Annotated in this window: 21 protein-coding genes; 3 read left to right on the top strand and 18 right to left on the bottom strand. The window is 64.2% G+C overall.

Annotation, left to right across the window (positions count from 1 at the left end; genetic code table 11):
* Nucleotides 1-284: 284 nt before the first annotated feature.
* Nucleotides 285-1,250, bottom strand: a complete 966-nt coding sequence (locus QQL24_RS30650; RefSeq protein WP_284316094.1) for an ABC transporter substrate-binding protein — start codon at nucleotides 1,248-1,250, stop codon at nucleotides 285-287.
* A gap of 248 nt (nucleotides 1,251-1,498) precedes the next feature.
* Entirely contained in the window at nucleotides 1,499-2,440 is a 942-nt protein-coding gene (locus tag QQL24_RS30645) for a phytanoyl-CoA dioxygenase family protein (protein ID WP_284316093.1), read from the bottom strand.
* A gap of 134 nt (nucleotides 2,441-2,574) precedes the next feature.
* On the opposite strand from QQL24_RS30645, the gene QQL24_RS30640 reads away from it, so the two are divergent.
* Nucleotides 2,575-3,501 carry an AraC family transcriptional regulator gene (locus QQL24_RS30640; protein ID WP_284316092.1) on the top strand — a complete coding sequence of 309 codons (927 nt, stop codon included), beginning with the start codon at nucleotides 2,575-2,577 and terminating at the stop codon, nucleotides 3,499-3,501.
* Between the two features lie 209 nt (nucleotides 3,502-3,710).
* Here QQL24_RS30640 and rpsA read toward each other — a convergent pair whose 3' ends face one another.
* From rpsA to QQL24_RS30590, 10 genes are all read right to left on the bottom strand, one after another.
* A complete protein-coding gene (gene rpsA / locus QQL24_RS30635; RefSeq protein WP_284316293.1) occupies nucleotides 3,711-5,465 on the bottom strand; it encodes a 30S ribosomal protein S1 in 1,755 nt (584 codons plus the stop codon).
* A 308-nt stretch (nucleotides 5,466-5,773) separates the two neighbouring features.
* Entirely contained in the window at nucleotides 5,774-6,139 is a 366-nt protein-coding gene (locus QQL24_RS30630; protein WP_284316091.1) for a cupin domain-containing protein, read from the bottom strand.
* Between the two features lie 92 nt (nucleotides 6,140-6,231).
* The gene (locus tag QQL24_RS30625; protein ID WP_284316090.1) at nucleotides 6,232-6,459 is read right to left on the bottom strand and encodes a formate dehydrogenase subunit delta; all 228 of its coding nucleotides are present in this window, start codon (nucleotides 6,457-6,459) and stop codon (nucleotides 6,232-6,234) included.
* On the bottom strand, nucleotides 6,449-7,360 hold the full coding sequence (locus tag QQL24_RS30620; RefSeq protein ID WP_284316089.1) for a formate dehydrogenase accessory sulfurtransferase FdhD: 912 nt from the start codon (nucleotides 7,358-7,360) through the stop codon (nucleotides 6,449-6,451). The genes QQL24_RS30625 and QQL24_RS30620 overlap by 11 nt, the downstream gene beginning before the upstream one ends.
* Before the next feature lie 306 nt (nucleotides 7,361-7,666).
* Nucleotides 7,667-10,498 carry a formate dehydrogenase subunit alpha gene (fdhF, locus tag QQL24_RS30615; RefSeq protein WP_284316088.1) on the bottom strand — a complete coding sequence of 944 codons (2,832 nt, stop codon included), beginning with the start codon at nucleotides 10,496-10,498 and terminating at the stop codon, nucleotides 7,667-7,669.
* A gap of 75 nt (nucleotides 10,499-10,573) precedes the next feature.
* Nucleotides 10,574-11,233 (bottom strand): hypothetical protein, encoded by a 660-nt coding sequence (locus QQL24_RS30610; RefSeq protein ID WP_284316087.1) that lies wholly within the window; start codon nucleotides 11,231-11,233, stop codon nucleotides 10,574-10,576.
* Nucleotides 11,234-11,237: 4 nt separating this feature from the next.
* Entirely contained in the window at nucleotides 11,238-12,809 is a 1,572-nt protein-coding gene (locus tag QQL24_RS30605) for a formate dehydrogenase beta subunit (protein WP_284316086.1), read from the bottom strand.
* The gene (locus QQL24_RS30600) at nucleotides 12,806-13,288 is read right to left on the bottom strand and encodes a formate dehydrogenase subunit gamma (RefSeq protein WP_284316085.1); all 483 of its coding nucleotides are present in this window, start codon (nucleotides 13,286-13,288) and stop codon (nucleotides 12,806-12,808) included. The genes QQL24_RS30605 and QQL24_RS30600 overlap by 4 nt, the downstream gene beginning before the upstream one ends.
* Nucleotides 13,289-13,542: 254 nt before the next feature.
* Nucleotides 13,543-13,947, bottom strand: a complete 405-nt coding sequence (locus QQL24_RS30595; RefSeq protein ID WP_284316084.1) for a hypothetical protein — start codon at nucleotides 13,945-13,947, stop codon at nucleotides 13,543-13,545.
* 162 nt (nucleotides 13,948-14,109) lie between these two features.
* Complete coding sequence (locus QQL24_RS30590) at nucleotides 14,110-14,367, bottom strand: GlsB/YeaQ/YmgE family stress response membrane protein (protein WP_284316083.1); 258 nt, start codon at nucleotides 14,365-14,367, stop codon at nucleotides 14,110-14,112.
* 433 nt (nucleotides 14,368-14,800) lie between these two features.
* Here QQL24_RS30590 and QQL24_RS30585 point away from each other — a divergent pair, with 433 nt between their 5' ends.
* Nucleotides 14,801-15,841 (top strand): carbohydrate kinase family protein, encoded by a 1,041-nt coding sequence (locus QQL24_RS30585; RefSeq protein ID WP_284316082.1) that lies wholly within the window; start codon nucleotides 14,801-14,803, stop codon nucleotides 15,839-15,841.
* A 3-nt stretch (nucleotides 15,842-15,844) separates the two neighbouring features.
* On the opposite strand, the gene QQL24_RS30580 is transcribed toward QQL24_RS30585, so the two are convergent.
* From QQL24_RS30580 to QQL24_RS30555, 6 genes are all read right to left on the bottom strand, one after another.
* Nucleotides 15,845-16,384 (bottom strand): DUF2569 domain-containing protein, encoded by a 540-nt coding sequence (locus tag QQL24_RS30580; RefSeq protein WP_284316081.1) that lies wholly within the window; start codon nucleotides 16,382-16,384, stop codon nucleotides 15,845-15,847.
* 89 nt (nucleotides 16,385-16,473) lie between these two features.
* A complete protein-coding gene (locus tag QQL24_RS30575) occupies nucleotides 16,474-17,658 on the bottom strand; it encodes an ABC transporter ATP-binding protein (protein WP_284316080.1) in 1,185 nt (394 codons plus the stop codon).
* Nucleotides 17,659-17,948: 290 nt separating this feature from the next.
* Nucleotides 17,949-18,986: a Gfo/Idh/MocA family protein gene (locus tag QQL24_RS30570; RefSeq protein WP_284316079.1), complete on the bottom strand. Its 1,038-nt coding sequence runs from the start codon at nucleotides 18,984-18,986 to the stop codon at nucleotides 17,949-17,951.
* Between the two features lie 7 nt (nucleotides 18,987-18,993).
* The gene (locus QQL24_RS30565; protein ID WP_284316078.1) at nucleotides 18,994-19,827 is read right to left on the bottom strand and encodes a carbohydrate ABC transporter permease; all 834 of its coding nucleotides are present in this window, start codon (nucleotides 19,825-19,827) and stop codon (nucleotides 18,994-18,996) included.
* 2 nt (nucleotides 19,828-19,829) lie between these two features.
* Complete coding sequence (locus tag QQL24_RS30560; RefSeq protein ID WP_284316077.1) at nucleotides 19,830-20,747, bottom strand: carbohydrate ABC transporter permease; 918 nt, start codon at nucleotides 20,745-20,747, stop codon at nucleotides 19,830-19,832.
* A gap of 305 nt (nucleotides 20,748-21,052) precedes the next feature.
* Nucleotides 21,053-22,492 carry an extracellular solute-binding protein gene (locus QQL24_RS30555; protein ID WP_284316076.1) on the bottom strand — a complete coding sequence of 480 codons (1,440 nt, stop codon included), beginning with the start codon at nucleotides 22,490-22,492 and terminating at the stop codon, nucleotides 21,053-21,055.
* Nucleotides 22,493-22,884: 392 nt separating this feature from the next.
* Between QQL24_RS30555 and QQL24_RS30550 the strand changes: the two genes are divergently transcribed.
* Nucleotides 22,885-24,153 (top strand): ROK family transcriptional regulator, encoded by a 1,269-nt coding sequence (locus tag QQL24_RS30550; RefSeq protein WP_284316075.1) that lies wholly within the window; start codon nucleotides 22,885-22,887, stop codon nucleotides 24,151-24,153.
* Nucleotides 24,154-24,220: the final 67 nt, after the last annotated feature.

Genomic DNA, 24,220 nt, shown 5'->3' with positions numbered 1-24,220 from the left:
TCGCGCCGGGTAGGGCGCGACCTGAGCCTTCCCCACGAAGCTGGGGAAGGTGGCCTCGCGAAGCGAGGTCGGATGGGGTGTGGCCCGACGGGCTGGACTCTGAAGGATAAGGCGGAGGCGTCGTCATTCCGGACGACTGTACCCTGACAAGCAGAAGCTTGTGAGGATACTGCCGGAATGATGGTCCTTATTCTGAAATGCCGAGCCCGCCGGGCCACACCCCCTCCGAGCCGGCTTTGCCGGCCCACCTCCCCCAGTTTCGTGGGGGAGGCGAGTCGCGCCTCTCAGTTGATCACCTTCTTCGCCTTGGCGATCAGGTCCTGCGGGATGGTCACGCCCATGGCGGCGGCGGCCTTGGTGTTGACGAAGAGGTCGGTGCCGGTGGGGTTCTGCACAGCGATGTCGCCGGGCTTCTCACCCTTCAGGATACGCACCACGGTCTTGCCCGTCAGGACACCGACATCGAAATAGTCGAAGCCGACGGAGGCGATGGTGCCGCGGTTGACGCTGTCGGTATCGCCGGAGAAGACCGGGATCTTGTTGTCGGTGCCGACGCCGATCACCGCTTCGAGCGCCGAGACGATGGTGTTGTCGGTGGGCACATAGATCACGTCGACCTTGCCGATCAGGCTCTGCGCCGCAGCCTGCACGTCGGAGGATTTGGTGGCCGGAGCCTCGACGATCTCGACGCCGTAATCGGGCGCCATCTTCTTCAGCGCCGCCAGCAGCACCGCGCTGTTGCTCTCGCCAGGATTATAGGGCACGCCGATATTCTTCACCCCGGGCACGATCTGCTTGATCAGCTTGAGGTGGTCGGCCAGCGGCGACATGTCGGATACGCCGGTGACATTGCCGCCGGGATGGGCGGGATCCTTGACGAGCTGGGCGCTGACCGGATCGGTCACGGCGGTGAAGACGACGGGAATGTCCTGCGTCGCCGCCACCACGGCCTGGGCCGAGGGCGTGGCGATCGGCACGATCACATTCGGGTTCTCGCCGACATATTTCTGGGCGATCTGGGCGGCGGTGGCCGGGTTGCCCTGTGCGGTCTCGAACTGGAAGACGAGGTTGTCGCCCTCCTTGTAGCCGGCATCCGCCAGCGCCTTCTTGACGCCGTCGCGCGCGGCGTTGAGGGCCGGATGCTCGACGATCGAGGTGACGGCCACCGTCACCTTGTCGGCCGCGAAGGCCACCGTGCTTATCAGGGCCAGGGCCACGCCAGCCGCGAGCGCCAAACGGTTGATACGCATCATTGTCTCCCCAATGCCCACAAATCTCCCGCCGGATGGCGGCGTTCTGGGCGTTTCGAGGGCCATCGATCAACCAAACGTTGAGGCAATGCAAGAGGGGGAGGTGAAAAATCCCGGGTGCGCGGGCGTCTCGCACGCATCTTCCTTATCGGCGGGCGTCGAGTGTCAAGATGCTGACGAGGACGTCCGCGCACCCGGGAAATGCCATGGGTATCGCGCTGCTTCCAGCCGGCGATCCCCGGCACGCCTTACCGCCAGCTTTTCAGCCCGAGCAGTCTCTCGCCGAGCGGGCTCAGCCTTGCGGTCTGCGCATTGTTCTTCTCCCAGTCGCGCGGATCGCCCGGGAAGGCATCGCGCTTGGGGTGTTCGAGATCGCGCCACAGATGGATGCGTTCGCCGCGCTCGGCCTCGTTGTCCTCCTCGGCCGGATGCATCGAAATGTACTGAGCCATGCGCACGCGCCCATTCGAATGGTTGGGCCGCACGCCATGCGCGAGCAGGCTGTTGAAGATCAGCATGTCGCCCGCTTCCATCTCGATATTGACGATCTCGAGGCCCGTGGTGTCGGGATGCATGGGATCGCGGTCGACGGGCTGGGTCTTCACCCATTCGTCGAAGCCGTGGAACAACTCGGGGATGCACTGGAAGCCGCCGACATCGCCGTCCTGCTTCTGCAGGCTGAGCACGCCCTGCACACCGATCGGCAGCGGGCGGATGGAGGTGTCGACATCCCAGTGGATGAAGCCGTTGGGATTGCCCCTGACATTCTTTGGTGGGTTGAGATTGGCGCGGTCAACGGTCACCCACAGATCCTCGCGGTCCCAGATGTCGACGAAGGCGTCATAGACACGCTGCTCCTGGCGGTTGTCCCAGAGATATTGGTGGTTGTAGATCTCCAGCATGCCAGTGTTGTTGAGCTCCTTCATCTTGTGCTCGCGGCGCTGCGGGGCGTACCAGGTCGAGGGATCGCGCGGATCCTTCTCGTCGAAGCGCCAGAGCAGGTCGACCAGGCGCTCGATATTGGCCGCCGGCACGGCCTGGCGCAGGATGACATAGCCCTTGGTGATCCAGTGCTGCCAATCGGCTTCGGAGAAGACGCGCAGCGGCAGCTTCTTGTCGATATCCTTCAGCTGCGTGGTGACGAGCTGGGTGATGGGATGGGAGTCCTTCTTGAGCGCCGCCTCGGCCATGTCCGTTTCCTGATCGGGTTTGAAGATGGCCGGAAACTAGCAGCGTCCTCCCGCACTATGTTGGCCTGTAACAGCAAGAACTGATACTATCGTGGCGTTGTGCTTCCCAGCCGCCGCCCTCGAGGTATGATCGCATGAGGCCTTTCCTCGAAAAGCTCACTGTCCCACCGGATGCGTCCTGGACGCTGCTCAACCGCCGGCTCGACGAAGGCATTCCCTTCGAATGGCATCACCATCCCGAATTCGAACTGACGCTGACCAGCAACAGCCGGGGCCGGCGCTTCATCGGCGACCATATCGGCGCCTATGAGGATGGCGACCTCGTGCTGCTCGGCCCCAACCTGCCGCATACCTGGTTCTCGGAGGACAAGATCGCGCTGGACGCGCCGCATGTGGCCCTGGTGATGTGGTTCCGCCTGGAATGGGCGGCGGGGCTGACGCAGACCTTCGTGGAGATGCGCAATGTCCGGGCGCTGCTGGACACGGCCGGGCGCGGCATCCGTTTTTCGGGCACGGCGACGCGACGGGCCCGGCCGTTGATCGAGGCCATGCCTGGGCTGGACAGCGCCGCGCGCCTCCTCAACCTGATGCAGGTCCTGCAGATCCTGGCGCGCGACGGGGAGGCCGAGCCGCTGGCGAGCCCTGCCTACCAGGCGGCGGCCGCGACGCCGTCCGACGGGGATCGCATCGATCGCGTGCTTGGCCATATCCACGCCCATTACCACGAGGATATCCGCATCGCCGATCTTGCCGAACTCTCCTGCCTCAGCATCTCCGGCTTCCAGCGCCTGTTCCGTCGCCACACCCGGCTTTCGGTGATGGACTATGTCACGCAGCTGCGCATCGGCCAGGCCTGTGCCCTGCTGATCGGCACGCAGAGGCCGGTCGCGCATGTCGCTGACGAGGTCGGCTATCGCAACCTCTCCAATTTCAACCGGCAATTCCTGCAGGTTCGGGGGCTGACGCCGCGCGAGTTTCGCGGGGCGTATCGGCAGGGAGCGGGGAAGCGGGCGGCGCGTGAGCGCTCGCTTGTTGGGGGTGGCGGTTCCATGCCGGTCTGAAGGCCGGCACACCAAACGCGCCTTCTCGGTGTGCCGGTCTTCAGACCGGCATTGAAACGCCGACCTCACAGGGAAAGGCGTGTCGTTTCAAGGGCCGGCTGAAAGCCAGCGGTTCCAGGAAGGAAAAAGGGCGCGAACCCTGAAGGTCGCGCCCTTTCTGCAATCGTGATGGTTCCAAGAGGCAGGCAGGATGCCTGCGCTCCCAGGGATTACCGCTTCTCGGTGCGGGCGCGCAGCGCAGCGCCGAGGATGTCGCCGAGCGAGGCGCCGGCGTCCGAGGAACCGTAGTTCGCGATCGCTTCCTTCTCCTCGGCCATTTCCAGGGCCTTGATCGAGACCTGGACCTTGCGGGCCTTGCGGTCGAACTGGATGACGCGGGCGTCGACCTTCTCGCCGGCAGCGAAACGCTCGGGGCGCTGGTCGGCGCGGTCGCGGGCCAGATCGCCACGGCGGATGAAGGCCGTGAGGTCGGTGCCCGTGATCTTGACGTCGATGCCGCCTTCCTTCACGTCGATGACTTCGCAGGTGACGACCTGGTTCTTCTTCAGCTCGCCCGCATCGACGAAGGGATCACCAGCAAGCTGCTTGATGCCCAGAGAGATGCGCTCCTTCTCGACGTCCACGTCGAGCACCACGGCCTTGACCATGTCGCCCTTGCGGAATTCGTCGATGACCTGCTCGCCCGGACGGTTCCAGTCGAGGTCGGAGAGATGGACCATGCCGTCCACGTCGCCGTCGAGGCCGATGAACAGGCCGAACTCGGTCTTGTTCTTGACTTCGCCTTCGACCACCGAACCGTTCGGATGCTTGTCGGCGAAATCTTCCCACGGATTCGACAGGGTCTGCTTGAGGCCGAGCGAGATGCGGCGCTTGACCGGATCCACCTCGAGGATCTGCACTTCCACTTCCTGCGAGGTGGAGACGATCTTGCCGGGATGGACGTTCTTCTTGGTCCACGACATTTCGGAGACGTGGATCAGGCCTTCAATGCCCGGCTCCAGTTCCACGAACGCGCCGTAATCAGTGATGTTGGTCACGCGGCCGGTGAACTTGGCCTGCAGCGGGTACTTGGCGTCGATGCCCAGCCACGGATCGGCCTGGAGCTGCTTCATGCCGAGCGAGATGCGGTGCGTCTCGTGGTTGATCTTGATGATCTTGACCTTGACCTGCTGGCCGATGGTCAGAAGCTCCGTCGGGTGGTTGACGCGGCGCCATGCGATGTCGGTGACATGCAGGAGGCCGTCAATGCCGCCCAGGTCGACGAACGCACCGTAATCGGTGATGTTCTTGACCACGCCGTCGACGACCTGACCCTCTTCGAGGTTCTGGACGATCTCGTGACGCTGCTCGGCGCGGCTCTCTTCGAGGACCGTGCGGCGGGAGACGACGATGTTGCCGCGGCGGCGATCCATCTTGAGGATCTGGAAGGGCTGCGGCACGTTCATCAGCGGGGTGACGTCGCGGATCGGACGGATGTCGACCTGGCTGCGCGGCAGGAAGGCCACGGCGCCGTCGAGATCGACGGTGAAACCGCCCTTGACCTGGTTGAAGATGACGCCATCGACCTTCTCATTGGCCTCGAACGACTTCTCCAGCTTGACCCAGCTCTCCTCGCGGCGGGCCTTGTCACGCGAGATGACGGCTTCGCCGAGGGCATTTTCGATGCGCTCGAGATACACCTCGACCACATCGCCGACCTTGAGCGCGCTGTCGCGGCCCGGGCCGTTGAATTCCTTGAGGGCAACGCGGCCTTCGGTCTTCAGACCGACGTCGATGACTGCGAGGTCCTTCTCGATGGCGACGACAGTGCCCTTGACAACCGAACCTTCGGCCATGTCAGAGGTGCCGAAGCTCTCGTCGAGCATGGCGGCAAAGTCTTCACGCATCGCACTATGGGTTTGTACGGACATATGGTTTCCTGGCGCCGGCGGCTTGTGTTGATCATCGCTTCTGCAAGGCGGCAGGATTGCTGGAGCAACCCAGGCGGCGTGTTTCGAGTGAAAAGCACGACCGGCCGGCGCATGGCCCGCTGAGCAGAAACGTCTAGAGGGTCTAGAATCCAACGGGGGTCTCAATAAAGGAGACCACTGAGCGTTAGATGGGCGGTTCCATATCAAGATGGAAGGGGCGGGGCAAGGCGGAAGTAGAGATTCCGGGCGTTTTGGACGCGAAAAGCCTTCTCCGTGAACTAAAATGAAGCAGTCTACCCTCCAGCAGCTTCGTGGGGAGGGCCTGAGCTTGTGTTTGCCCGGTCTTTTGGGCGGCTCGGTTTCTACTTCAGCGCCGCCTGCAGCAGGCTGGGCACGCCGGTCCCCATATAGTCTTCCCGAAGGGGATAGAACACGTCCATGGTCCGGCAATCCGTCAGCGCCCGGGCGGAATGCGGGGCGTTGGGCGGGATGACGGCCATCATGCCCGGCGCCATGAGATGCGTGACGCCATCGATCGTCAGCTCCATGCGGCCTTCGTACTGATGCACGACCTGCTCGTGCATATGCGAGTGCAACGGCAGCGTGGCGCCGGCATCGATCTGCCACATCGCATAGGTCATGGTATGGGAATGGGCGAAGCGGCCGTGAAAGCCGGGAATGACGGTGCGGGGCTCGAGCTTGTCCCAGTCGACGATGGAATCGGGCATGGAGCCTCCCTGGAGCGCGGACTTCCAGTCCGCTTTTCTCTCACCGTAGAGCGTATCGCCTCCAAGAGCGGACTGGAAGTCCGCGCCCCCAGTCACGCCTTCTGTCGCAAGCTCTCCAGTGCCTGCTTCACCAGGGGATCGATGCCTTCGCCGCCGGCGTCGAGATGGGCGAAGATCTGGTTGCGCATGCGGGGCTCCCAGAACTTCCTGATGTGGTCGGCGATGCCTGATACGCGCACCGGTTCGGCCTGAGAGGCGAAGAACTTGCCAATCTGGTTGGCCATGCGCACGAGCTTGTCGGGTGAACTGTCATGCGACATCAGCAAGACTCTCCGGAACGATACGGTGGGGGTGAGTGAAGATTTCGAAGCCGTCGGAACGGGCGATGCCGATCAGGGTGATGCCGGCCTCCTCGGCGGTGCGGATGGCGAGCGCCGTGGGGGCGGAGACGGCGACCACGACGGGCGCGCCGATCATGGCGGATTTCTGCACCATCTCGATGGAGATACGGCTGGTGAGGACGAGGATGCCTGGGAGGTTCCCCGGGTGCGCGGACGTCTCGTCCGCCTCTTCCCTTCCGACAAGCACTGCGGTTCCAGATGCGGACGAGACGTCCGCGCACCCGGGGAACCTCCCAGCGAGAGCCCCCGCCAGCTTGTCGAGCGCATTGTGCCGGCCGACATCCTCGCGCAGCGCCGCCAGCCCACCCGCCTTGGTCCAGAAGCCGGCGGCGTGCACGGCGCGGGTGAGGCGGCCCAGTTCCTGCGCCGGGGTGAGGGAGGCTAGCGCCGCCTCGATATCGGCGGGCGAGAAGGTGAGGTCGCTCTCGATCACCCGCGGCTTGCGCACGGCCTCGCTGAGGCTGTCGATGCCGCATAGGCCGCAGCCCGTCGGGCCGGCCAGCATGCGCCGGCGGGCGGCAAGCGCCGCGCCGCGATCGCCCTTCAGCCACATGCGCAGCTCGACCCCCTCGTCATAATCGACGCGTTCAAATTCGGTGATATCGCCGGGAGAGGCAATGATGCCCTCGGTGAGGGAGAAGCCATAGGCGAAATCCTTGAGGTCCGACGGGCTCGCCATCATCACCGCATGCGAGCCGCCGTCATAGACGAGGGAGACGGCGGTCTCCTCGGGGATGGTGCGCTCGCCCGGCGTGAGTACGCCCTCGCGCCAGGCAAGGCGCGATACGGGGCGAGCGGGGGAGAGCGTATCGTTCGTCATGGGTTCTTTGGTGTTTCGGGCCCTTGTTAGCAAATGTCGCGCTGCCCCTCACCTCTATCCCTAAGCAACTCAAGAGAGTTGCTGATACCCCGTAAACGGGGCGAGGGGGCGCAACCGGCACGATTTATTCTGTAACGCCTCATCTCGCCCAGCCGGTTGTGCGAGATTGGACCTCGTAAACCGAACCGCGTCTTCGAAGTCCCCTCGCCCCGTTTACGGGGTATCAGCAACTCTCTTGAGTTGCTTAGGGATAGAGGTGAGGGGCAGCGCAGCATCAGCCGGACAGGCCCCCCAACCCCCAAAACCTCACTCCGCCGCGATCCTCCGCGAGTTCCTCGCCATCGCCTCATACTCCTCCTGCCACTGCGAGGGGCCGTTGGAGGGCATGACCTGCACTGCCGTCACCTTGTATTCGGGGCAGTTGGTGGCCCAGTCCGAATAGTCGGTGGTGATGACGTTGGCCTGTGTCGAGGGGTGGTGGAAGGTGGTGTAGACCACGCCCGGCGCCACGCGGTCGGTGATGGTGGCGCGCAGCGAGGTCGAGCCCGAGCGGCTTTCCAGGCGCACCCAGTCATGCTCGCGGACGCCGCGCTGCTCGGCATCGTGCGGATGGATCTCGAGACGATCCTCCTCATGCCACATCGAGTTCTCGGTGCGCCGGGTCTGCGCGCCGACATTGTACTGCGACAGGATGCGGCCGGTGGTGAGCAGCAATGGGAAGCGGGCGCCGGTGCGCTCGTCCGTCGGGATATATTCGGTGACCATGAAGCGGCCCTTGCCGCGCACGAAATGGTCGATATGCATGATCGGCGTGCCCTCGGGCGCCTTGTCGTTGCAGGGCCACTGCACCGAGCCGTCCTGGTCCAGCTTCTCATAGGAGACACCGGCGAAGGAGGGGGTGAGGCGGGCGATCTCGTCCATGATCTGCGAGGGGTGGTCGTACTGCATCGGAAAGCCCATGGCTTCGGCGAGCAGGATCGTCACCTCCCAGTCGGCATAGACGGCCTTGGGGCTCATCACCTTGCGCACGCGCTGGATGCGGCGCTCGGCATTGGTGAAGGTGCCGTCCTTCTCGAGGAAGGAAGAACCCGGCAGAAAGACATGGGCGTAGTTGGCCGTCTCGTTCAGGAAGAGATCCTGCACGACCACGCATTCCATCGCCGATAGCCCCGAGGTGACATGCTTGGTATCGGGGTCGGACTGCACGATGTCCTCGCCCTGCACATAGAGGCCGCGGAAGGTGCCTTCGACGGCCGCATCCAGCATGTTGGGAATGCGCAGGCCCGGCTCCTTGTCGAGGTGCACGCCCCAGAATTCCTCGAACATGTTGCGCACGCTGTCAGTCCCGATGTGGCGATAGCCCGGCAGCTCATGCGGGAAGGAGCCCATGTCGCAGGAGCCCTGCACATTGTTCTGGCCGCGCAGCGGGTTCACGCCGACGCCGCGGCGGCCGATATTGCCGGTGGCCATGGCGAGGTTGGCGATCGCCATCACCGTGGTCGAGCCCTGGCTGTGCTCGGTGACGCCAAGGCCGTAATAGATGGCGCCATTGCCGCCGGTGGCATAGAGGCGGGCCGCGCCGCGCACCAGCTCGGCGGGCACGCCGGTGTATTTTTCCACCGCTTCAGGCGAATGGCGTTCATCGGCCACGAAGCTCGCCCAGTTCTGGAATTCGTCCCAGTCGCAGCGCTCGCGCACGTAATCCTCGGCGACCAGGCCCTCGGTGACGATGACATGAGCCAGCGCCGTGAGGATGGCGACATTGGTGCCCGGCAGCAGCGGCAGATGGTAATCGGCCTCGATATGCGGCGTGCGTACGATGTCGGTCTTGCGCGGATCGATGACGATCAGGTGGGCGCCCTCGCGCAGGCGCTTCTTCATGCGGGAGGCGAAGACAGGGTGGCCGTCCGTCGGGTTGGCACCGATGACGATGATGACGTCGCTGTCCTCGACCGAGTCGAAGTCCTGCGTGCCGGCGGAGGTACCGAAGGTCTGGCCGAGGCCATAGCCCGTGGGCGAGTGGCAGACGCGGGCGCAGGTATCGACATTGTTGTTGCCGAAGCCGGCGCGGATCAGCTTCTGGACGAGATAGGTCTCCTCATTGGTGCAGCGCGAGGAGGTGATGCCGCCGATCGAGTCCTTGCCATACTGGCCCTGGATGCGCTTGAACTCGGATGCCGCATAGCCGATCGCCTCCTCCCAGGAGACTTCCTTCCAGGGATCGGTGATCTTGGCGCGGATCATCGGCTTGAGAATGCGCTCCTTGTGGGTGGCATAGCCCCAGGCGAAGCGGCCCTTGACGCAGGAATGGCCGCGATTGGCCTTGCCGTCCTTGTAGGGCACCATGCGCACGACTTCCTCGCCGCGCATCTCGGCCTTGAAGGCGCAGCCGACGCCGCAATAGGCGCAGGTCGTCACCACCGAATGCTCGGGCTGGCCGATCTCGATCACCTTGTTCTCGGTGAGGGTGGCCGTCGGGCAGGCCTGCACGCAGGCGCCGCAGGAGACGCATTCGGAATCGAAGAAGTTCTCGTTCATGCCCGGCGAGACCTGGCTCTCGAAGCCGCGGCCGGAGATGGTCAGCGCGAAGGTGCCCTGGACCTCCTCGCAGGCGCGAACGCAGCGCGAACACACGATGCATTTCGACGCATCGAAGGTGAAATAGGGGTTGGAGGTGTCCTTCTCGAGCCCGAGATGATTGTCACCCTCGTAGCCGTAGCGCACTTCGCGCAGGCCCACGGCGCCAGCCGTGTCCTGCAGCTCGCAATCGCCATTGGCGGCGCAGGTGAGGCAGTCGAGCGGATGATCGGAGATATAGAGCTCCATCACGCCCTTGCGGATCTCCTTCAGGCGCTGGGTCTGCGTCTTGACCTTGATGCCCGGCGCCACCGGCGTGGTGCAGGAGGCGGGCGTGCCGGCGCGGCCCTCGATCTCGACCAGGCACATACGGCAGGAGCCCCAGGCGTCGATCATGTCGGTGGCGCAGAGCTTGGGGATCTGCGTGCCCATCTCCATCGCGGCGCGCATGATGGAGGTGCCCTCGGGCACCGAGATCTCCTGGCCGTCGATGGTCAGCGTGACCAGTCTTTCCGATTTGGAGAGCGGCGTGCCGTAGTCGATTTCATGAATGAGAGACATGGAACTCACCATCGGATTGAAGGGATGGGCACATTGTTGTTATGCGCCGAAAATGGGGAAATTGAACGGCAAGCTCTACCATTGCCGGGCTTCCTGACTGTTCATTCCGGAAACCGGCAGGCGGGCGAGATGCGCGAATTGTTCGATGCGGCCGGGGCACGGGCTGGTGATCGAGAAACTTGCCTGTGCCTTGGTATAGAGGACGCTGATCGCCAGATCCTGGCCGGCGTAGGTGCGCAGCCCGTCGAAATCGGCGATCATGCGCACGCCGGGCAGATCGGGAACTTCGTCCACGCTGCCAAGCTCGAAATTGTCGAAATAGGGAAACACCTCGCCCGAGGTGCACTGATAGACGCACAGGCACTGCAGGAAGACCGAGCAGCGCTGGCCGCTGTCATGCCTCTCCACGAAATCGGGTGTCATCACCTGGACTTCGGGATCATCGCCCTCGTCGAGGCCGACGGACCAGAGCACGACGCCCTGGTTCTCCGCCGCGAAGATCAACTGCCCGTCATGGAGCTTCCAGTCCTGCAGCGGCAGGAATTCCTCAAAGGAGCGGTTGATGCGCGTCTCATTGCCTGCGACCGCCACATAGTCGCGCAGTGCCGGCGGGATGGCTATGCCCAGCCGCTGCTCCGTCTCGGCCAGCAGGCTCTCCGCCACGGCATGGGCATCCGCCAGCGGCGCGCCGATCAGGGAGAACATGGTCCGGTAGAGGTCGCGGAACGCTGTCATGGCCCTACTCCGCCGCGATGCGGTGGGGCGCGCCGTGGAAATCCTCCGGGAAGTGCCGGATGGCCGAAAGCACGGGGTAGGGGGTGAAGCCGCCCAGCGCGCAGAGCGAGCCGAACTTCATCGTTTGGCAGAGATCCTCGACGACGGCGATATTGCGCGCAACATCCTTGCCGGCGATGATCTTGTCGATCGTCTCGGCGCCGCGCACCGCGCCGATGCGGCAGGGCGTGCACTTGCCGCAGCTCTCGATGCCGCAGAACTCCATGGCGAAGCGGGCCTGGCGGCGCATGTCGACGGTGTCGTCGAACACCACGATGCCGCCATGGCCGATCAGGCCGTCCCTGGCGGCGAAGGCTTCGTAGTCGAAGGGCGTGTCGAAGAGCGCGCGCGGGAAATAGGCACCGAGCGGGCCGCCCACCTGCACCGCCCGCACCGGCCGGCCGGTGGAGCATCCGCCGCCGATATCGTCGACGAGCTCGCCGAGCGTGATGCCGAAGGCGGTCTCGAACAAGCCGCCATAATTGACGTTGCCGGCGAGTTGGATCGGCATCGTGCCGCGCGAACGGCCCATGCCGTAATTGCGATAAGCCTCGGCGCCGTCGGCCAGAACGATGGGCACGGTGGCGAGCGAGAGCACGTTGTTGATCACGGTCGGCTTGTCGAACAGGCCCTTATGCGCGGGAAGCGGGGGCTTGGCGCGCACCGTGCCGCGCTTGCCTTCCAGGCTCTGCAGCAGCGAGGTTTCCTCGCCACAAACATAGGCGCCGGCGCCGACGCGCACCTCCATGTCGAAATCATGGGCCGAACCGAGAATGCCCTTGCCCAGTACATTGGCGCGGCGCGCCTTCTCGACCGCCGTGTTCATCGCCGCGATCGCATGGGGATATTCGGAGCGGATATAGACATAGCCCTTGGTGGCGCCGGTGGCGACGCCGGCGATGGCCATGCCTTCGATCAGGCAGAAGGGGTCGCCCTCCATCAGCATGCGATCGGCAAAGGTGCCGCTGTCGCCTTCGTCGGCGTTGCAGACGATGTATTTCCGCGGCCCGTGGTCTTTGGAATTGACTTTCGCGTCCGCGACCGTCTTCCACTTGATGCCAGTGGGAAAGCCTGCCCCACCGCGGCCGCGCAGGCCTGATTTGGTGACTTCCTCGACGATGGCGGCCGGACCGATCGCGATAGCCTTTTCGAGGCCCTTGAGGCCGCCATGGGCCTTGTAGTCGTCGAGGTCACGCGGATCGACGATGCCGACGCGGGCGAAGGTGAGGCGGGTCTGCTTCTTGAGGAAAGGCAATTCCTCCGGCTTGCCGACACGAAGCTTGTGGGCACCGTCGCCGGCAAAGGCGGCGATCAGGCTGCCAGCATCCTCGGGCTCGACCGGCCCATAGCCGATGCGCCCTTCCGGCGTCGCCAGCTCGACCAACGGCTCCAGCCAGGCCATGCCGCGTGAGCCGTTGCGGATGATCTCGATATCGAGCTTGCCGGCGATGGCGGCGACCTTCAGGGCTGCGGCCACCTCGTCGGCGCCACAAGCAATGGCAGCAGCATCGCGAGGAACATAGACAAGAAGGCTCATTGCGCCACTCCACCGAGATGGCCGAGAGCCTTGTCGAGCTTTTTGGCATCGAGCCGCGCCACAAGGCGGCCATCGATCATCGCGGCCGGCGAGACCGAGCACAGGCCGAGGCAGTAGATCGGCTCCAGCGTCACGCGGCCGTCCCTGGTGGTCTCGCCGAAGGCGATGCCGAGCTTTTCGGTGAGGTGATCGGCGAGCGCGTCGCAGCCGGCCGCCTGGCAGGACTCGGCGCGGCAGAGCTTGACGACATGGTCGCCCGCAGGCTCGCGGCGGAAATCATGATAGAAGGTGACGACGCCGTGCACTTCAGCGCGCGAAAGGTTCAGCGCCTCGGCGATCATCGGTTCGGCCGGCTCGGGCACATAGCCGAAGGTTTCCACGAAAGAGTGCAGGATCGGCAGGAGCGGCCCCTCGAGGGACTGGCTTGCCGCGATAAGCTCCGCGGCACGTGTGGTATTCCAATCCTCGTGGGCCGCCATGCCGCTCTCTTTCGACTAATTCCAGAAAGCAAAAAATGCGCCCATGCCGCTGCGCGATCAAGACGCAATTTCCGTCGGTCGATAGAAATCTTCTATCAAAAGGGGCGCTGTCACGCGCTATTTTCGATTAAATCAGCGATGCTGAAGAAAGGCGCAAAAAACAAAACTCCCGATGCCCGGGGCAACAGGGGTTTTCAATCAGCCCATCGAACGCGAACAGGCGTCGACAGCTCATGATTCAGGCTCGACACGGCTCAGTAGCAGACCCGCTCGCGGGCAATGCGCCAGCCATAGGGGGTACGGATACTCACGCGACGCCAGCCGCAGGCCGGTGCGTCGTAGTAATAGCCGTCATCATACCCATAATAGCCGGGGCCGTAGCCATAGCCGGAGCCATACCCATAGCCATAGCCGGGGCCGTAGCCACCATAAAGGAGCGGCGCCGCGGCAAGGCCGGTAATCAGGCCGGCTGCACCCCAGCCCCAGCCACCACCACCGCCCCAGTGACGATGGCCCCAGCCGCCGCCATGCCAGCCGCCGCCATTCCAGCCGCCGCCGCGATAGAAGAACGGGCGGGCGTCTGCAGGAGCGGAGGTCGCAACCGTCGCGGTCCCCAACGTCAGGGCTGCCAACGCAGCCAACGCAATTTTACGAAACATGGAACTGCTCCTTGAAATCGGAACCTGCCCAAACGGCTCCAAGGGGAGGGTTCCGGGCCCTTGGATTCAAATATTACTTAAAGTCAGGTAGTAAACCAGGACAGCTGAATTTTTCCCGTCCTGGCCGTTCATTTTCCGTTCATCTTTCCTGCGGGATGGCGCTCAGGCCCGTTTGAACAGGCGCAGGACGAACAGCAGGATGAGGGCGCCGATCAGGGCGTACAGGATATTGTTGATCCACATATTGCCAAGGTCGATGTGAAGATGCGGCTGGATCAGATAGCCGGCGATGAAGGCGCCGATCACGCCGACGACGAGGTCGCCGATCAGGCCGAAGCCACCACCGCTCATGATCAGGCCCGCGAGCCAGCCGGCAATGATGCCGACGATGAGAAAGACAAGAAGGGATTCTCCGCCCATGGCACTCAACTCCAATTTGCCGACGGCAGCGGGATGAGGGCTGCGGCCGGTGCTGTTTTACGCACGACTCGCGCGAGCCGGCCGTCCGGGCATTGATGCCCGGACCATCCGTCTCGTGACCTGCCATTGCTTCTGGTCAACCGCAACAGCGAAGATTGGTTGCAGGAGGGCGAAAATAAAATTGTCCAGAGAATTAAGATGACGCAAGGAAATGCGAGGGCGCTTGTTAGGCGCTTCTGCGATCCGTGCGGACATTTTCCGAACGGGCAGAACGGACGACATCCTGCGGCGACCTATCCCACGGCTCCGGCATCACAGCCATTGCAAAGCGGCGCGAATGATTGTTTTGTTTAACCACAAATAGGCGCCGCCTCAGGTGAATCGATTTATCTGATCGACCTTCCGGAGGAGCGGCCAATCACGGGTCGAGGAAATGCAAGGCGGAGAATCGGCAGGCACACGTTCCGGAATCATCACGGCCGGAACCTGGTGCGTCGACGGCAACAAGCTGGTGGAGTTCTGGCCCGGCGAGGACGGGCTCGCCGAGATCCTGCATGAGGAATATCGGGGCGGCGGCTCGGGCTGTAACCTCGCCATCGACATGAAGCGACTGGATGACGGCATGTGGGTCGAGACCATCGGCCTCATCGGCGACGACGAGGACGGCCGGCTGCTGTATGCCGAGGCCGATCGCTATGGCATCGTCCGGCGCCAGCTGCAGATGACGCGCGAGGCACGCACCATCCACACCGATGCCTATACCTCGCAGCGTTCCGGCCGGCGCACGCACATCTACAGCCCCGGCGCGGGCGCCCTGCTGACGCCGGATCATTTCGACTTTACCAATACCAAGGGCCGGATCCTGCATCTCGGCCTGCCGGGTGTGCACAAGCGCATGGACCAGCCCTGGAACGGCGATGCCAATGGCTGGCTGACCGTGCTGCGCAAGGCTCGCGAGGTCGGCCTCGTCACCAATCTGGAACTTGCCAGCGCCTCGCCCGCGCGGCTGCGGGAACTGGTGCGCCCGCTGCTGCCTTATCTCGACCTGCTGGTCGTCAATGACAGCGAGATCGGCTCGATCGGCAGCGAGGAGACGGTGCGCGATGACCGAACGGTGGTCAGCGCCTGCATCGCCGCCGCGAAAAAGGTGCTGGCGGAGGGCAACTGCCGGGTGGTGGCGGCGCATTTTCCCACCGGTGCCATTGCCGTCACGCGTGAAGGGGAGGTGATCAGCCAGCCCTCGGTGCGCGTGCCCAAGGAGGCGGTGGCGGGCGCCAACGGCGCGGGCGATGCCTTTGCCGCCGGCTTCCTTTATGGCGTCCACGAAGGCTGGGAATTGAGGCGCAGCCTCGCCCTCGCCCATGCTGCCGCGGCGGCCTCCCTGCGCTCCGTCACTACCAGCGATGCCGTCGCCCCCTGGCGCGAATGCCTGGCGCTGGCGGATCAGTGGGGCTGGCACGACAGCGTGGGATGAAGTTCAGAAAACCTCGCCGATCTTCCTGTCCACCGCGGCTTCGCGGGCACGGAAGGTGTTGGCGACGCGGCGCGAGCGGTTGAAATAGGGGATCCAGATCGCGGCTGCGACGGTGACGCGCAGCAGATCCCTGACATTGTCCGGGTCAGTGCTCGAGCCCAGTATGCTGGCCATCATGTTGTCGGCAGCGACATCACCGAGCGTCGCCACCACCATGCCGACATAAAAGAACGTCATCAGCCTGGGAACCGTCGGGGAACGGGCAAAAAGCCGGTAGAGGCAGACGCAGGCAAGGATCAGGACGGCGACCCCCAGGATGGAAGATATCGCCAGCGGCAGCCGCAGGGCCACCAGCTTGTCGTTGCCGCCCATGATGATGGCCTTGATGCCGGACCATTCGGAGACAATGCCATAGAGATTGATGAGCGTCAGAACGATCGAGCCGCAAAGATGGAGAATCGGCAGGATCAGCCAGCCGCCGATGCCGACAGGCCCGTCGGGCTTTTGATAGACGTCCAGCGCCGGTTGGCTTGAATAGGTCATAGTTGCAACCCCCATGTTATCCGTGGGAGCAGCATAGCGAGACGCGCCTGCGTCTCAGTGTCAATCGGCACGCGGAAAGCTCTCCTCCCCTACCGTATCGCCAGCCCCGTATCCGGCGCGAAGAACCGCGCCTGTGTCATGTCGACGCCGATCTCGATGCGGTCGCCGCGCTCGGGCAGGCGAGGCGGCTCGACGCGGGCGGTGATGCGGTTGGCATGGGTGATGGCGGCCTCCGAGCCGGGCGAGGATTTGCTCGTGCCCGCCACCGCCGAGGCGATCGGCAGGTCGAAGAAGAGATAGGCGTCGGCGCCGGTCATTTCGGTGAGCAGCACCTCGACGGGCAGGCCCTGGCCGGATGGCACCGGCAGACGGAAGGCCTCGGGGCGCAGTCCCAGGACGATGTCGCGCTCCTTCCAGCTCGCAAGCTTCGGGTTCGAGGCCAGCACCTCGGCGCCGATGGGCAGGCGCAGCGGGGAGCCGGTGATCGCGGCATAGGCCGCGCCATTCTCCTCGCCCAGATGCATCTGGAAGAAATTCATCGAGGGCGAGCCGATGAAACCGGCGACGAAGAGGTTCACCGGGTTCTCATAGAGTTCGCGCGGCGGGGCGCATTGCTGCAGATTGCTCTCGCCCTCGGCGCTCACGGGTCTCAGCACGGCGACACGGTCGCCCATGGTCATCGCCTCGACCTGGTCATGGGTGACATAGAGCGTGGTGACGCCGAGCTGGGCGTTGAGCAGCTTCAGCTCGGCGCGCATCTGCACGCGCAATTTGGCGTCGAGATTGGAGAGCGGCTCGTCCATCAGGAAGCATTGCGGGTCGCGCACGATGGCCCGGCCCATGGCGACGCGCTGGCGCTGGCCGCCGGAGAGCGCGCCGGGCTTGCGCTTGAGGAGATGGCTGAGGTCGAGAATGCGCGCGGCCTTCTCCACCTTCTCCCTGATCACGGTCGCGGGTACTTTGCGCTGCCCCAGTCCGAAGGCCATGTTCTCATATACGTCCATATGTGGGTAGAGCGCATAGTTCTGGAACACCATGGCGACGTCGCGGTCGCCCGGGTCGGCATCGGTGACATCGCGCCCGCCGATCAGCACGCGCCCCTGCGACAGGTCCTCCAGCCCGGCGGCGCTGCGCAGCAGAGTGGACTTGCCGCAGCCTGACGGGCCGACCAACACCAGGAACTCGCCATCCCGGACATCGAGATCGACATTGGCGAGAGCCAGCGTGCCATCCGCAAAGCGCTTGCCGACGGATTTGAAGGAGAGCGTTGCCATTCAGAGGGCTCCCGTCTTGGAAGAATGAGAACGGTAGTGCGAGACGAAGCCGGAGAGCCGTGGCGCCGAAGTCCCCGCGCCCCGTTTACGAGGAGAGGTAAGGTGAGGGGCTGCACGGGTCTTTCCGGATGGGGTCATGTCTGCCTGCATCTCCAATTTATCAGCCGTTACGCTGCCCCTCACCTCAATCCCAGTCCACTCCAAGTGGAGTGGACGACACCCGTAAGAACGGGGCGAGGGGACTTCGAAGGCGCGTTTCAACTCACGTAGTCGAGTCCCGCCCAACCGTTTTACCTCGCTAGCGTTACAGTGCTCGCGCTGGCTGCCGCCTGTTCGATCGCCGCCAGCACGCGTGTCACCTCGAGCCCGTCCACCGCGTCGGCCAGCACGGGCGCGCCGGTGGTCACCGCGTCGACGAAGCGGGCGATGGCCTCCATCACGAAGCCGCCGATGCGCCCGCCGGCGGCCGGAGTGACACCGAGCATGTCGGCCGTCTTGAGGCCCGCCCCGGCATATTTGCGAAAGGTGCCGTTCTGGGCGGTGTCGAGCTGCAGCGAGCCCTTCTCGCCGACGATCTCGGCGCGGAAGTCGAACACCAGCGGCAGGTCGCGCGGCAGCACCCAGCTGTTCTCGAGCGTCGCCACGGCGCCATTGTCGAACTCCAGCAGCGAGACATGCACGTCGGCGGTGTCGACACCCTGCGAGGCGAGATAGCCGCGGCGCACCATGGCCTGCACCTTGACGACCTCGGCATCGAGCATGAAGCGGAGCGCATCGACGGAGTGGCTGCCGAGGAACCACAGGGCCGAGGACTTGCTGGCCCAGGACAGCAGTTCGAAGGGCACGAACACCGTGTTGGAGAGCCGTGCGGAGGCATGCAGCACCCTGCCGATTTCGCCCGAGGCGATGGTCTCCTTCGCGGTATGCACGGCCGGGTTCACGCGGTTATGGAAGTCCACCATCACCTTGACGCCGCTCCTTGCCGCTGCATTGGCGATCGTCTCGGCCTCGGCCAGCGTGGTCGCCAGCGGCTTTTCGCTCATCACATGCTTGCCGGCCTCGATCGCCGCCAGCACGATGTCGGCATGGGCGAAATCGGGTGTCGCCACCGTGACCGCCTCGACATCGGGATCGGCGATGAGCGCACGGAAATCCTGGTAGACCTTCTTCGCCCCGAACTCGCGCTGCATCTGCGCGCCGCGCCCGGGATCGAGGTCGCACACGGCCGCGAGCTCGGCGCCGGGAATGGCGTTCAGCGTCTTGCAATGGAAGGAGCCCCAGAGGCCGGCACCCACGACCCCAAAACGGGCGGACTTGTGAGAAGACATCAACAGACTATCCTTTGACTGAACCGAAGGTGAGGCCGCGCACGACATAGCGGTCGAGCACGAGGAAGATGATCATCGGGGGCACCATGGCGGCGAGCGCCGCAGCGCCGATGAAGCCCCAGGTGACGCCGGCCGTGCCGAAATATTGCAGCGTGCCGACAGGCAGGGTGGCGGTCGCGCGGTTGGCCAGCACCAGCGGGAAGGCGGCATTGTTCCAGGCGAAGACGAAGGCGAACATCGAGGTGACGATGATGCCGGGCCTCACCAGCGGCAGCACGATCTTCAGGATGATGGCCGGCGTCTTGGCGCCGTCGACGCGGGCGGCCTCCTCGATCTCCACTGGTACCTCATCGATGAAGCTCTTCATCAGCCAGATCGAGAAGGGGATGGTCAGCGTCTGCAGGATCAGGATCATGGAGAAATAGCTGCCTTTGAGGCCGACCGAGCTCGCCAGGATTGAATAGGGGATGAGGAAGGCGACCGGTGGGGCCATCAGCAGGCCGAGATACCAGAGCATGATGTTCTTGCGTCCGCGGATGCGGAAGCGCGACAGCGCATAGGCCGCCGGTACCGAGAAGGGCAGGTTGAGGATGACGGCACCGATGGCGACGATCAGGCTGTTGCCGAGCTGGGGCAGGTTGTTGCCGGGGTCCCCGAAGGTGTAGTGCAGCGAATCCCAGTCCGGCTTGAAGAAAACCACCGGTGGCATGGTGAAGAAAGTCTCGGGCGGGCGGATCGCCAGCAAGGCGAACCACAGGATCGGCCCGATGAAGAAGGCCAGCAGCAGGAAGGTGAGCGCGTAGCTCGTGGCGTGGCCGGCAAGTCGTTTTCCCCTGGCCATGGTCAATCCAGATCCTTGAAGGCGAAGAACACGAAGAGCCCGATGATGGCGTTGACGATGATGACCATCATCCAGGTCATGGCGCTGGAGAGCCCGATATTGAAGTCGACCAGGCCCTGCTGATAGAGGCTGTAGCCGAGCGTACGCGAGGAGGAGCCCGGGCCGCCCTTGGTCAGCACCAGCACGAGATCGAAGGTGTTGAAGAGCTGCATGAAGCGCAGCATCACCACGATCAGCGCGGTCTTGCGGATCAGCGGCAGCTTGATGCGCATCAGCATGGCCCAGGGCGAAGTCTTGTCGAGCCGCGCCGCCTCGATGATGTCTGATGGCACCGAGAGCAGGCCGGCATAGAGCACGATGGCGAAGAAGGGCGTCCACTCCCAGATGTCGGCGAACAGGATGGCCCACAGCGCCGTACTGCCGGAGCCGAGCAGGCCCTGGGGCGGCAGGGGGATGCCGACCGAGGAGAGCAGCCAGGGGATGAGGCCGCCATTGGGGTCGTACATGTAGCGGAACAGGAAGCCGACCACGATCGGGGCGATGGTGGTGGGCATGATCAGCATCGCCCGCGCGATATTGAGGCCCGGCAGCTTCTTCACCAGCAGCAGCGCGATGGCGAGGCCCAGGCAGAACTCGATGGCCGTGCCCACCAGCGTCAGCGCCAGCGTGTTCCAGAGCGCTCCCAGGAAGAAGGAGTTGGAGAACGCCATCTGGTAATTGCCACCGCCGATATAGCCCATCGGCGTCGGGCTCATCTGCAGGTTCCAGAAATAGAAGCTGTTCTTGAGGGCGAAGAGCAGGGGAAAGGCGATGAGTGCGAGCAGCAGGATGACCGAGGGCGCGATCAGGACATAGGGCAGGAACGCGGGAATCCGCCGCCGGGGGCGGGCGGGGATGGCTGAAATGTCGGTTGCGGTCATTGGTCGATACCCCTGGGTCCGGATAGCTCGACGAAGACGACAAGGCGCGGCGCGATCCCTCCCCGGTTTCGGGGAGGGTGGACCGGCGAAGCCGGGACGGGTGGGGTAGGGTGGCGCGACATGTCCGAAATTCGTCGCGCCACTCTCCCCCTTCCGTCATTTCTTCGAAATGCCACCTTCCCCGAAGCCGGGGAAGGATCAGGTCGCGCCCTATCCTGTCTGGATGGAGAGGCGGTCTCGCTTGCTTGCAAGCGCACCAAAAACAGAACGGCCCGCGCGTGGGAGAGACGCGCGGGCCGCATCGCTCAGGCGAGGGAGGCCATAAGGGCCTTGGTCGCGTCGAGCGTGTCGTCATAGCTGGGCTGCTTGTAGGGGATCAGGAAGTTGCCGGTGAGGATGTTGGTGAAGAAGGAGTCGGTGTCCTTCAGCGCCCCCTCCGGCGTCGAATCGCCCGACAGCACCTTGTTGAGGTTGAGGCCGTAAATGCCTTCCAGCGTGGTGTAGACCGGGCAGGGTGGGCGCACGATCTTGCCGTTGCCGCGCTTGAGGTCGGCGATCTGCGCCGGCAGATAGGGATAGATCTTGATGAGGTCGGGATCGGCGTAGAGCGAGGGCCGGGCGAAGTCGGAGAACTGGTAGCCATATTTGGTGTAGAGCGCCATGGCCTTCTGGGTCTTGGCCGAGGTCGCCCATTTGATGAAGGCCCAAGCCCCATCCTTGTTGGAGGTGTTGGAGGGGATACCAAGGCTGTGGCCACCGATGGAGACGACCTGGTCCTTGCCGGGCGACTGGGGCAGGCGGGTGATGCCGATCTTGTCGGCGATCACCGAATCCTTGCCGGACATGTAGCCGTCCTTGCGGCAGAGATAGGAATAGGGCGTCCACCAGTAGAACATGCCGACATCGCCCTTGGCGAAACGCATGCCGGCATCGAACCAGTTGTAACCGATCGCCTCGGGCGGGGAGTTCTTGTAGAGCTCGGCGAAGAGCTTCAGCGCCTCGACATTCTCGGGCGTGTTGATGGTGGGCGCGAAATCCCAGGCGCTGCCCGTCGGGAACTGCTTGAACCAGCGCACGCCGGAGCTGGCGGCAAGCTGGGTGTACATATGCACGATCGGCGCGGGCTGCTGGCCGGAGAGCACGGTGCCCGCCATCTTCTTGCCGTCGAAATCCTGGCCGTTCAGCTTCTTGATGATGTCGAGATAGTCGGACCAGCTCCAGGAGCCGTCATCCGGGATCTTCACCCCGGCCTTGTCGATATAGTCCTTGCGGTAGAGCACGGCCTGGCCATAGGTCGCCACCGGCAGCGTGCCGAACTGGCCGCGCCAGGTGTTCATGGAATAGAGCACCTCGGGGACGTAATCCTGGATGTTGACGTCCTTGTCCCCCTTGATGAGATCATTGAGGGGCATGATCCACTTGCTCTCCAGATATTGTCCCAGCCACATCTGGTCCACCGAGATGACGTCGGCATCCGGCTGGTTGGAGATGAAGGAGGAGGTGAGGCGGGCCTGCAGCGCCTCCAGCGAGATGCTTTCGATCTGCAGCTCGATGCCGGTCTCTTTCTTGAAATCGTCGGCAAGGCCCTGGATGGCGTAATAGAAGGGGTCGCCGGCAAGCAGCACGCGCAGGGTCTTGGCCTGCGCGGAGGCGCGTCCGGGCGCGAGGCCGAGCGCGGCGGCGCCGGCCAGGGCAGCGCTGGTCTTCAGCACGCTGCGGCGGGAGACAAGGGAAGTCGTAACCATGCTCATTCTCCTCTGATGTGACGTCGAACTGCTGGTGGTGCGTTTTCTTGGGTGGTTTTCTTGATTGTCGTGCCGGTTGAGGTGGCGGGCGATGGCTGGCTTTCAGCTCCACCGTCAACCTGGGCGGTCTTGCGAGTCGGACCAGTCGAACAGGGCCTGGACGAAACGGCGCATCGGAACCGGATCTTTGTGTTTTGTCGTTTTCTTCGGTATGTTTGATGCTCACACAAACTTACGATACCGTCAAGGTCGGGTATCGGGCGTGGGGACAAGGCAGCGGTGGCATCGCCGAGCCGGCTCAGCAGTGCTAGGCCTCGTGAAACAAGCTGTCGATTCGCCCGGCCGGAGCCGCTGAGGCCGGTGGATCTCTCGAACTCGCAGGACAGGTCATCATGGCGTCCGAAGGAAGACCTTCCGACAGCGATAAGGGGAGCTTGGCGGCAATCAGCGAGCTGTTCGACGAGCCCGCGCGGCCGCGCGGCCGCAACCGGGGCCTGATCTCCTCCTCGGCCATCGGCCTCGCCAATCGCGGGCGCGTATTGCAGGTGCTGTTCGATCTCGGCCCGACCAGCCGCGCCGAGCTCGCCCGCCATGTCGGCGTGAACCGCGCCACCATCAGCGGCATCGTCCAGCCGCTGATCGACCAGGGTATCCTCGTGGAGAACGATCCGCTGCCCTCGAAGGAGAGCGGCGGCAAGCCGGCCCGGCCCATGTGGTTCGCCGAGGATGCCGCACCGATCTGCGCCGTCCTCCTGATGCATGACAGCGTGCAGTGCTGCCTGGTGTCGCTCGACGGCACCATCACGGCGGAGGCGCGGGCTGCCTTCCCGCCGGATGCCGCCAGCGTCGAAACCTTGGCTGAGACGATCTATGCATCGATCAGCCAGACCCTGAAGCTCGCCCACCGCCCGCCGCTCGGTATCGGCGTCGCCGCCGGCGGCATGATCGACACGGACAATGGCTCGATTGTCGCCGTGAACCTCGCGCCTTTGCTGGCCGGCTTCCCGCTCGGGGCGGAGCTGACGCGCCGCTTTGGCCTGACCACCCGCGTCGATCACCATCCGCGTGCCTTGCTGGTCGGCGACCGCTGGTTCGGCATCGGCCGGGGCAAACGGAATTTCGCCGTCATCTATACGGGCGAAGTGCTGGGTGGCGCGCTCTTCCTGGACGGACACCTCTATCGCGGCCCGGCCGGCGCCGGCGGCGAACTCGGCCATACTTTCGTGCAGGTGGATGGCGGCGTCTGCCGCTGCGGGCGCCGCGGCTGCTGGGAGACTATCGCCACCTTGGGCTGGCTGCGCCGTGAGGCCGAAATCGCCGGCCTGCCATCGGCCGAGGTATTGGATTCGCGCTGCCTTGTCGCCCTGGTGGAGGAGAGTGCTGCCGGCGCGGTTGACCTGCTCGACCGCTATGCCCGCAACGTCGCCATCGGCATCGCCAATCTGCAGCAGACCATGGCGCCGAACTTCATCGTCCTGCATGGGGACGTGGTCGGAGGCGGTCCTCGCTTGCTCGATGCGATCGCTGTGCATGTCCGCGAACTCGTGCCCTGGCGCCCTGGCGGCGATATTGAACTGGTGATGGGTGATCTCGAGGACCGCGCAGCGCTGAAGGGCGCGGCGGGGCTCGTCCTCTCCGAATTGCTGCATTTCACGTTGTGAGAAGGAGTGGCTTCCTCGTCTTCGGCACCCGATCACAAATCGGAGGAACCTCGACTTTTTGTCATTG

The organism is Labrys miyagiensis, from assembly GCF_030160835.1.
Taxonomy (GTDB): Bacteria; Pseudomonadota; Alphaproteobacteria; order Rhizobiales; family Labraceae; genus Labrys; species Labrys miyagiensis.
This window is presented reverse-complemented; position numbering and strand designations above follow the sequence as displayed.

What these genes read in the sequence shown, in the direction of transcription:
- QQL24_RS30650 (WP_284316094.1), bottom strand. Translation starts at nt 1,250, where the DNA reads ATGCGTATCAACCGTTTGGCGCTCGCGGCTGGCGTGGCCCTGGCCCTG.
- QQL24_RS30645 (WP_284316093.1), bottom strand. Translation starts at nt 2,440, where the DNA reads ATGGCCGAGGCGGCGCTCAAGAAGGACTCCCATCCCATCACCCAGCTC.
- QQL24_RS30640 (WP_284316092.1), top strand. Translation starts at nt 2,575, where the DNA reads ATGAGGCCTTTCCTCGAAAAGCTCACTGTCCCACCGGATGCGTCCTGG.
- QQL24_RS30630 (WP_284316091.1), bottom strand. Translation starts at nt 6,139, where the DNA reads ATGCCCGATTCCATCGTCGACTGGGACAAGCTCGAGCCCCGCACCGTC.
- QQL24_RS30625 (WP_284316090.1), bottom strand. Translation starts at nt 6,459, where the DNA reads ATGTCGCATGACAGTTCACCCGACAAGCTCGTGCGCATGGCCAACCAG.
- QQL24_RS30620 (WP_284316089.1), bottom strand. Translation starts at nt 7,360, where the DNA reads ATGACGAACGATACGCTCTCCCCCGCTCGCCCCGTATCGCGCCTTGCC.
- fdhF (WP_284316088.1), bottom strand. Translation starts at nt 10,498, where the DNA reads ATGTCTCTCATTCATGAAATCGACTACGGCACGCCGCTCTCCAAATCG.
- QQL24_RS30610 (WP_284316087.1), bottom strand. Translation starts at nt 11,233, where the DNA reads ATGACAGCGTTCCGCGACCTCTACCGGACCATGTTCTCCCTGATCGGC.
- QQL24_RS30605 (WP_284316086.1), bottom strand. Translation starts at nt 12,809, where the DNA reads ATGAGCCTTCTTGTCTATGTTCCTCGCGATGCTGCTGCCATTGCTTGT.
- QQL24_RS30600 (WP_284316085.1), bottom strand. Translation starts at nt 13,288, where the DNA reads ATGGCGGCCCACGAGGATTGGAATACCACACGTGCCGCGGAGCTTATC.
- QQL24_RS30595 (WP_284316084.1), bottom strand. Translation starts at nt 13,947, where the DNA reads ATGTTTCGTAAAATTGCGTTGGCTGCGTTGGCAGCCCTGACGTTGGGG.
- QQL24_RS30590 (WP_284316083.1), bottom strand. Translation starts at nt 14,367, where the DNA reads ATGGGCGGAGAATCCCTTCTTGTCTTTCTCATCGTCGGCATCATTGCC.
- QQL24_RS30585 (WP_284316082.1), top strand. Translation starts at nt 14,801, where the DNA reads ATGCAAGGCGGAGAATCGGCAGGCACACGTTCCGGAATCATCACGGCC.
- QQL24_RS30580 (WP_284316081.1), bottom strand. Translation starts at nt 16,384, where the DNA reads ATGACCTATTCAAGCCAACCGGCGCTGGACGTCTATCAAAAGCCCGAC.
- QQL24_RS30575 (WP_284316080.1), bottom strand. Translation starts at nt 17,658, where the DNA reads ATGGCAACGCTCTCCTTCAAATCCGTCGGCAAGCGCTTTGCGGATGGC.
- QQL24_RS30570 (WP_284316079.1), bottom strand. Translation starts at nt 18,986, where the DNA reads ATGTCTTCTCACAAGTCCGCCCGTTTTGGGGTCGTGGGTGCCGGCCTC.
- QQL24_RS30565 (WP_284316078.1), bottom strand. Translation starts at nt 19,827, where the DNA reads ATGGCCAGGGGAAAACGACTTGCCGGCCACGCCACGAGCTACGCGCTC.
- QQL24_RS30560 (WP_284316077.1), bottom strand. Translation starts at nt 20,747, where the DNA reads ATGACCGCAACCGACATTTCAGCCATCCCCGCCCGCCCCCGGCGGCGG.
- QQL24_RS30555 (WP_284316076.1), bottom strand. Translation starts at nt 22,492, where the DNA reads ATGGTTACGACTTCCCTTGTCTCCCGCCGCAGCGTGCTGAAGACCAGC.
- QQL24_RS30550 (WP_284316075.1), top strand. Translation starts at nt 22,885, where the DNA reads ATGGCGTCCGAAGGAAGACCTTCCGACAGCGATAAGGGGAGCTTGGCG.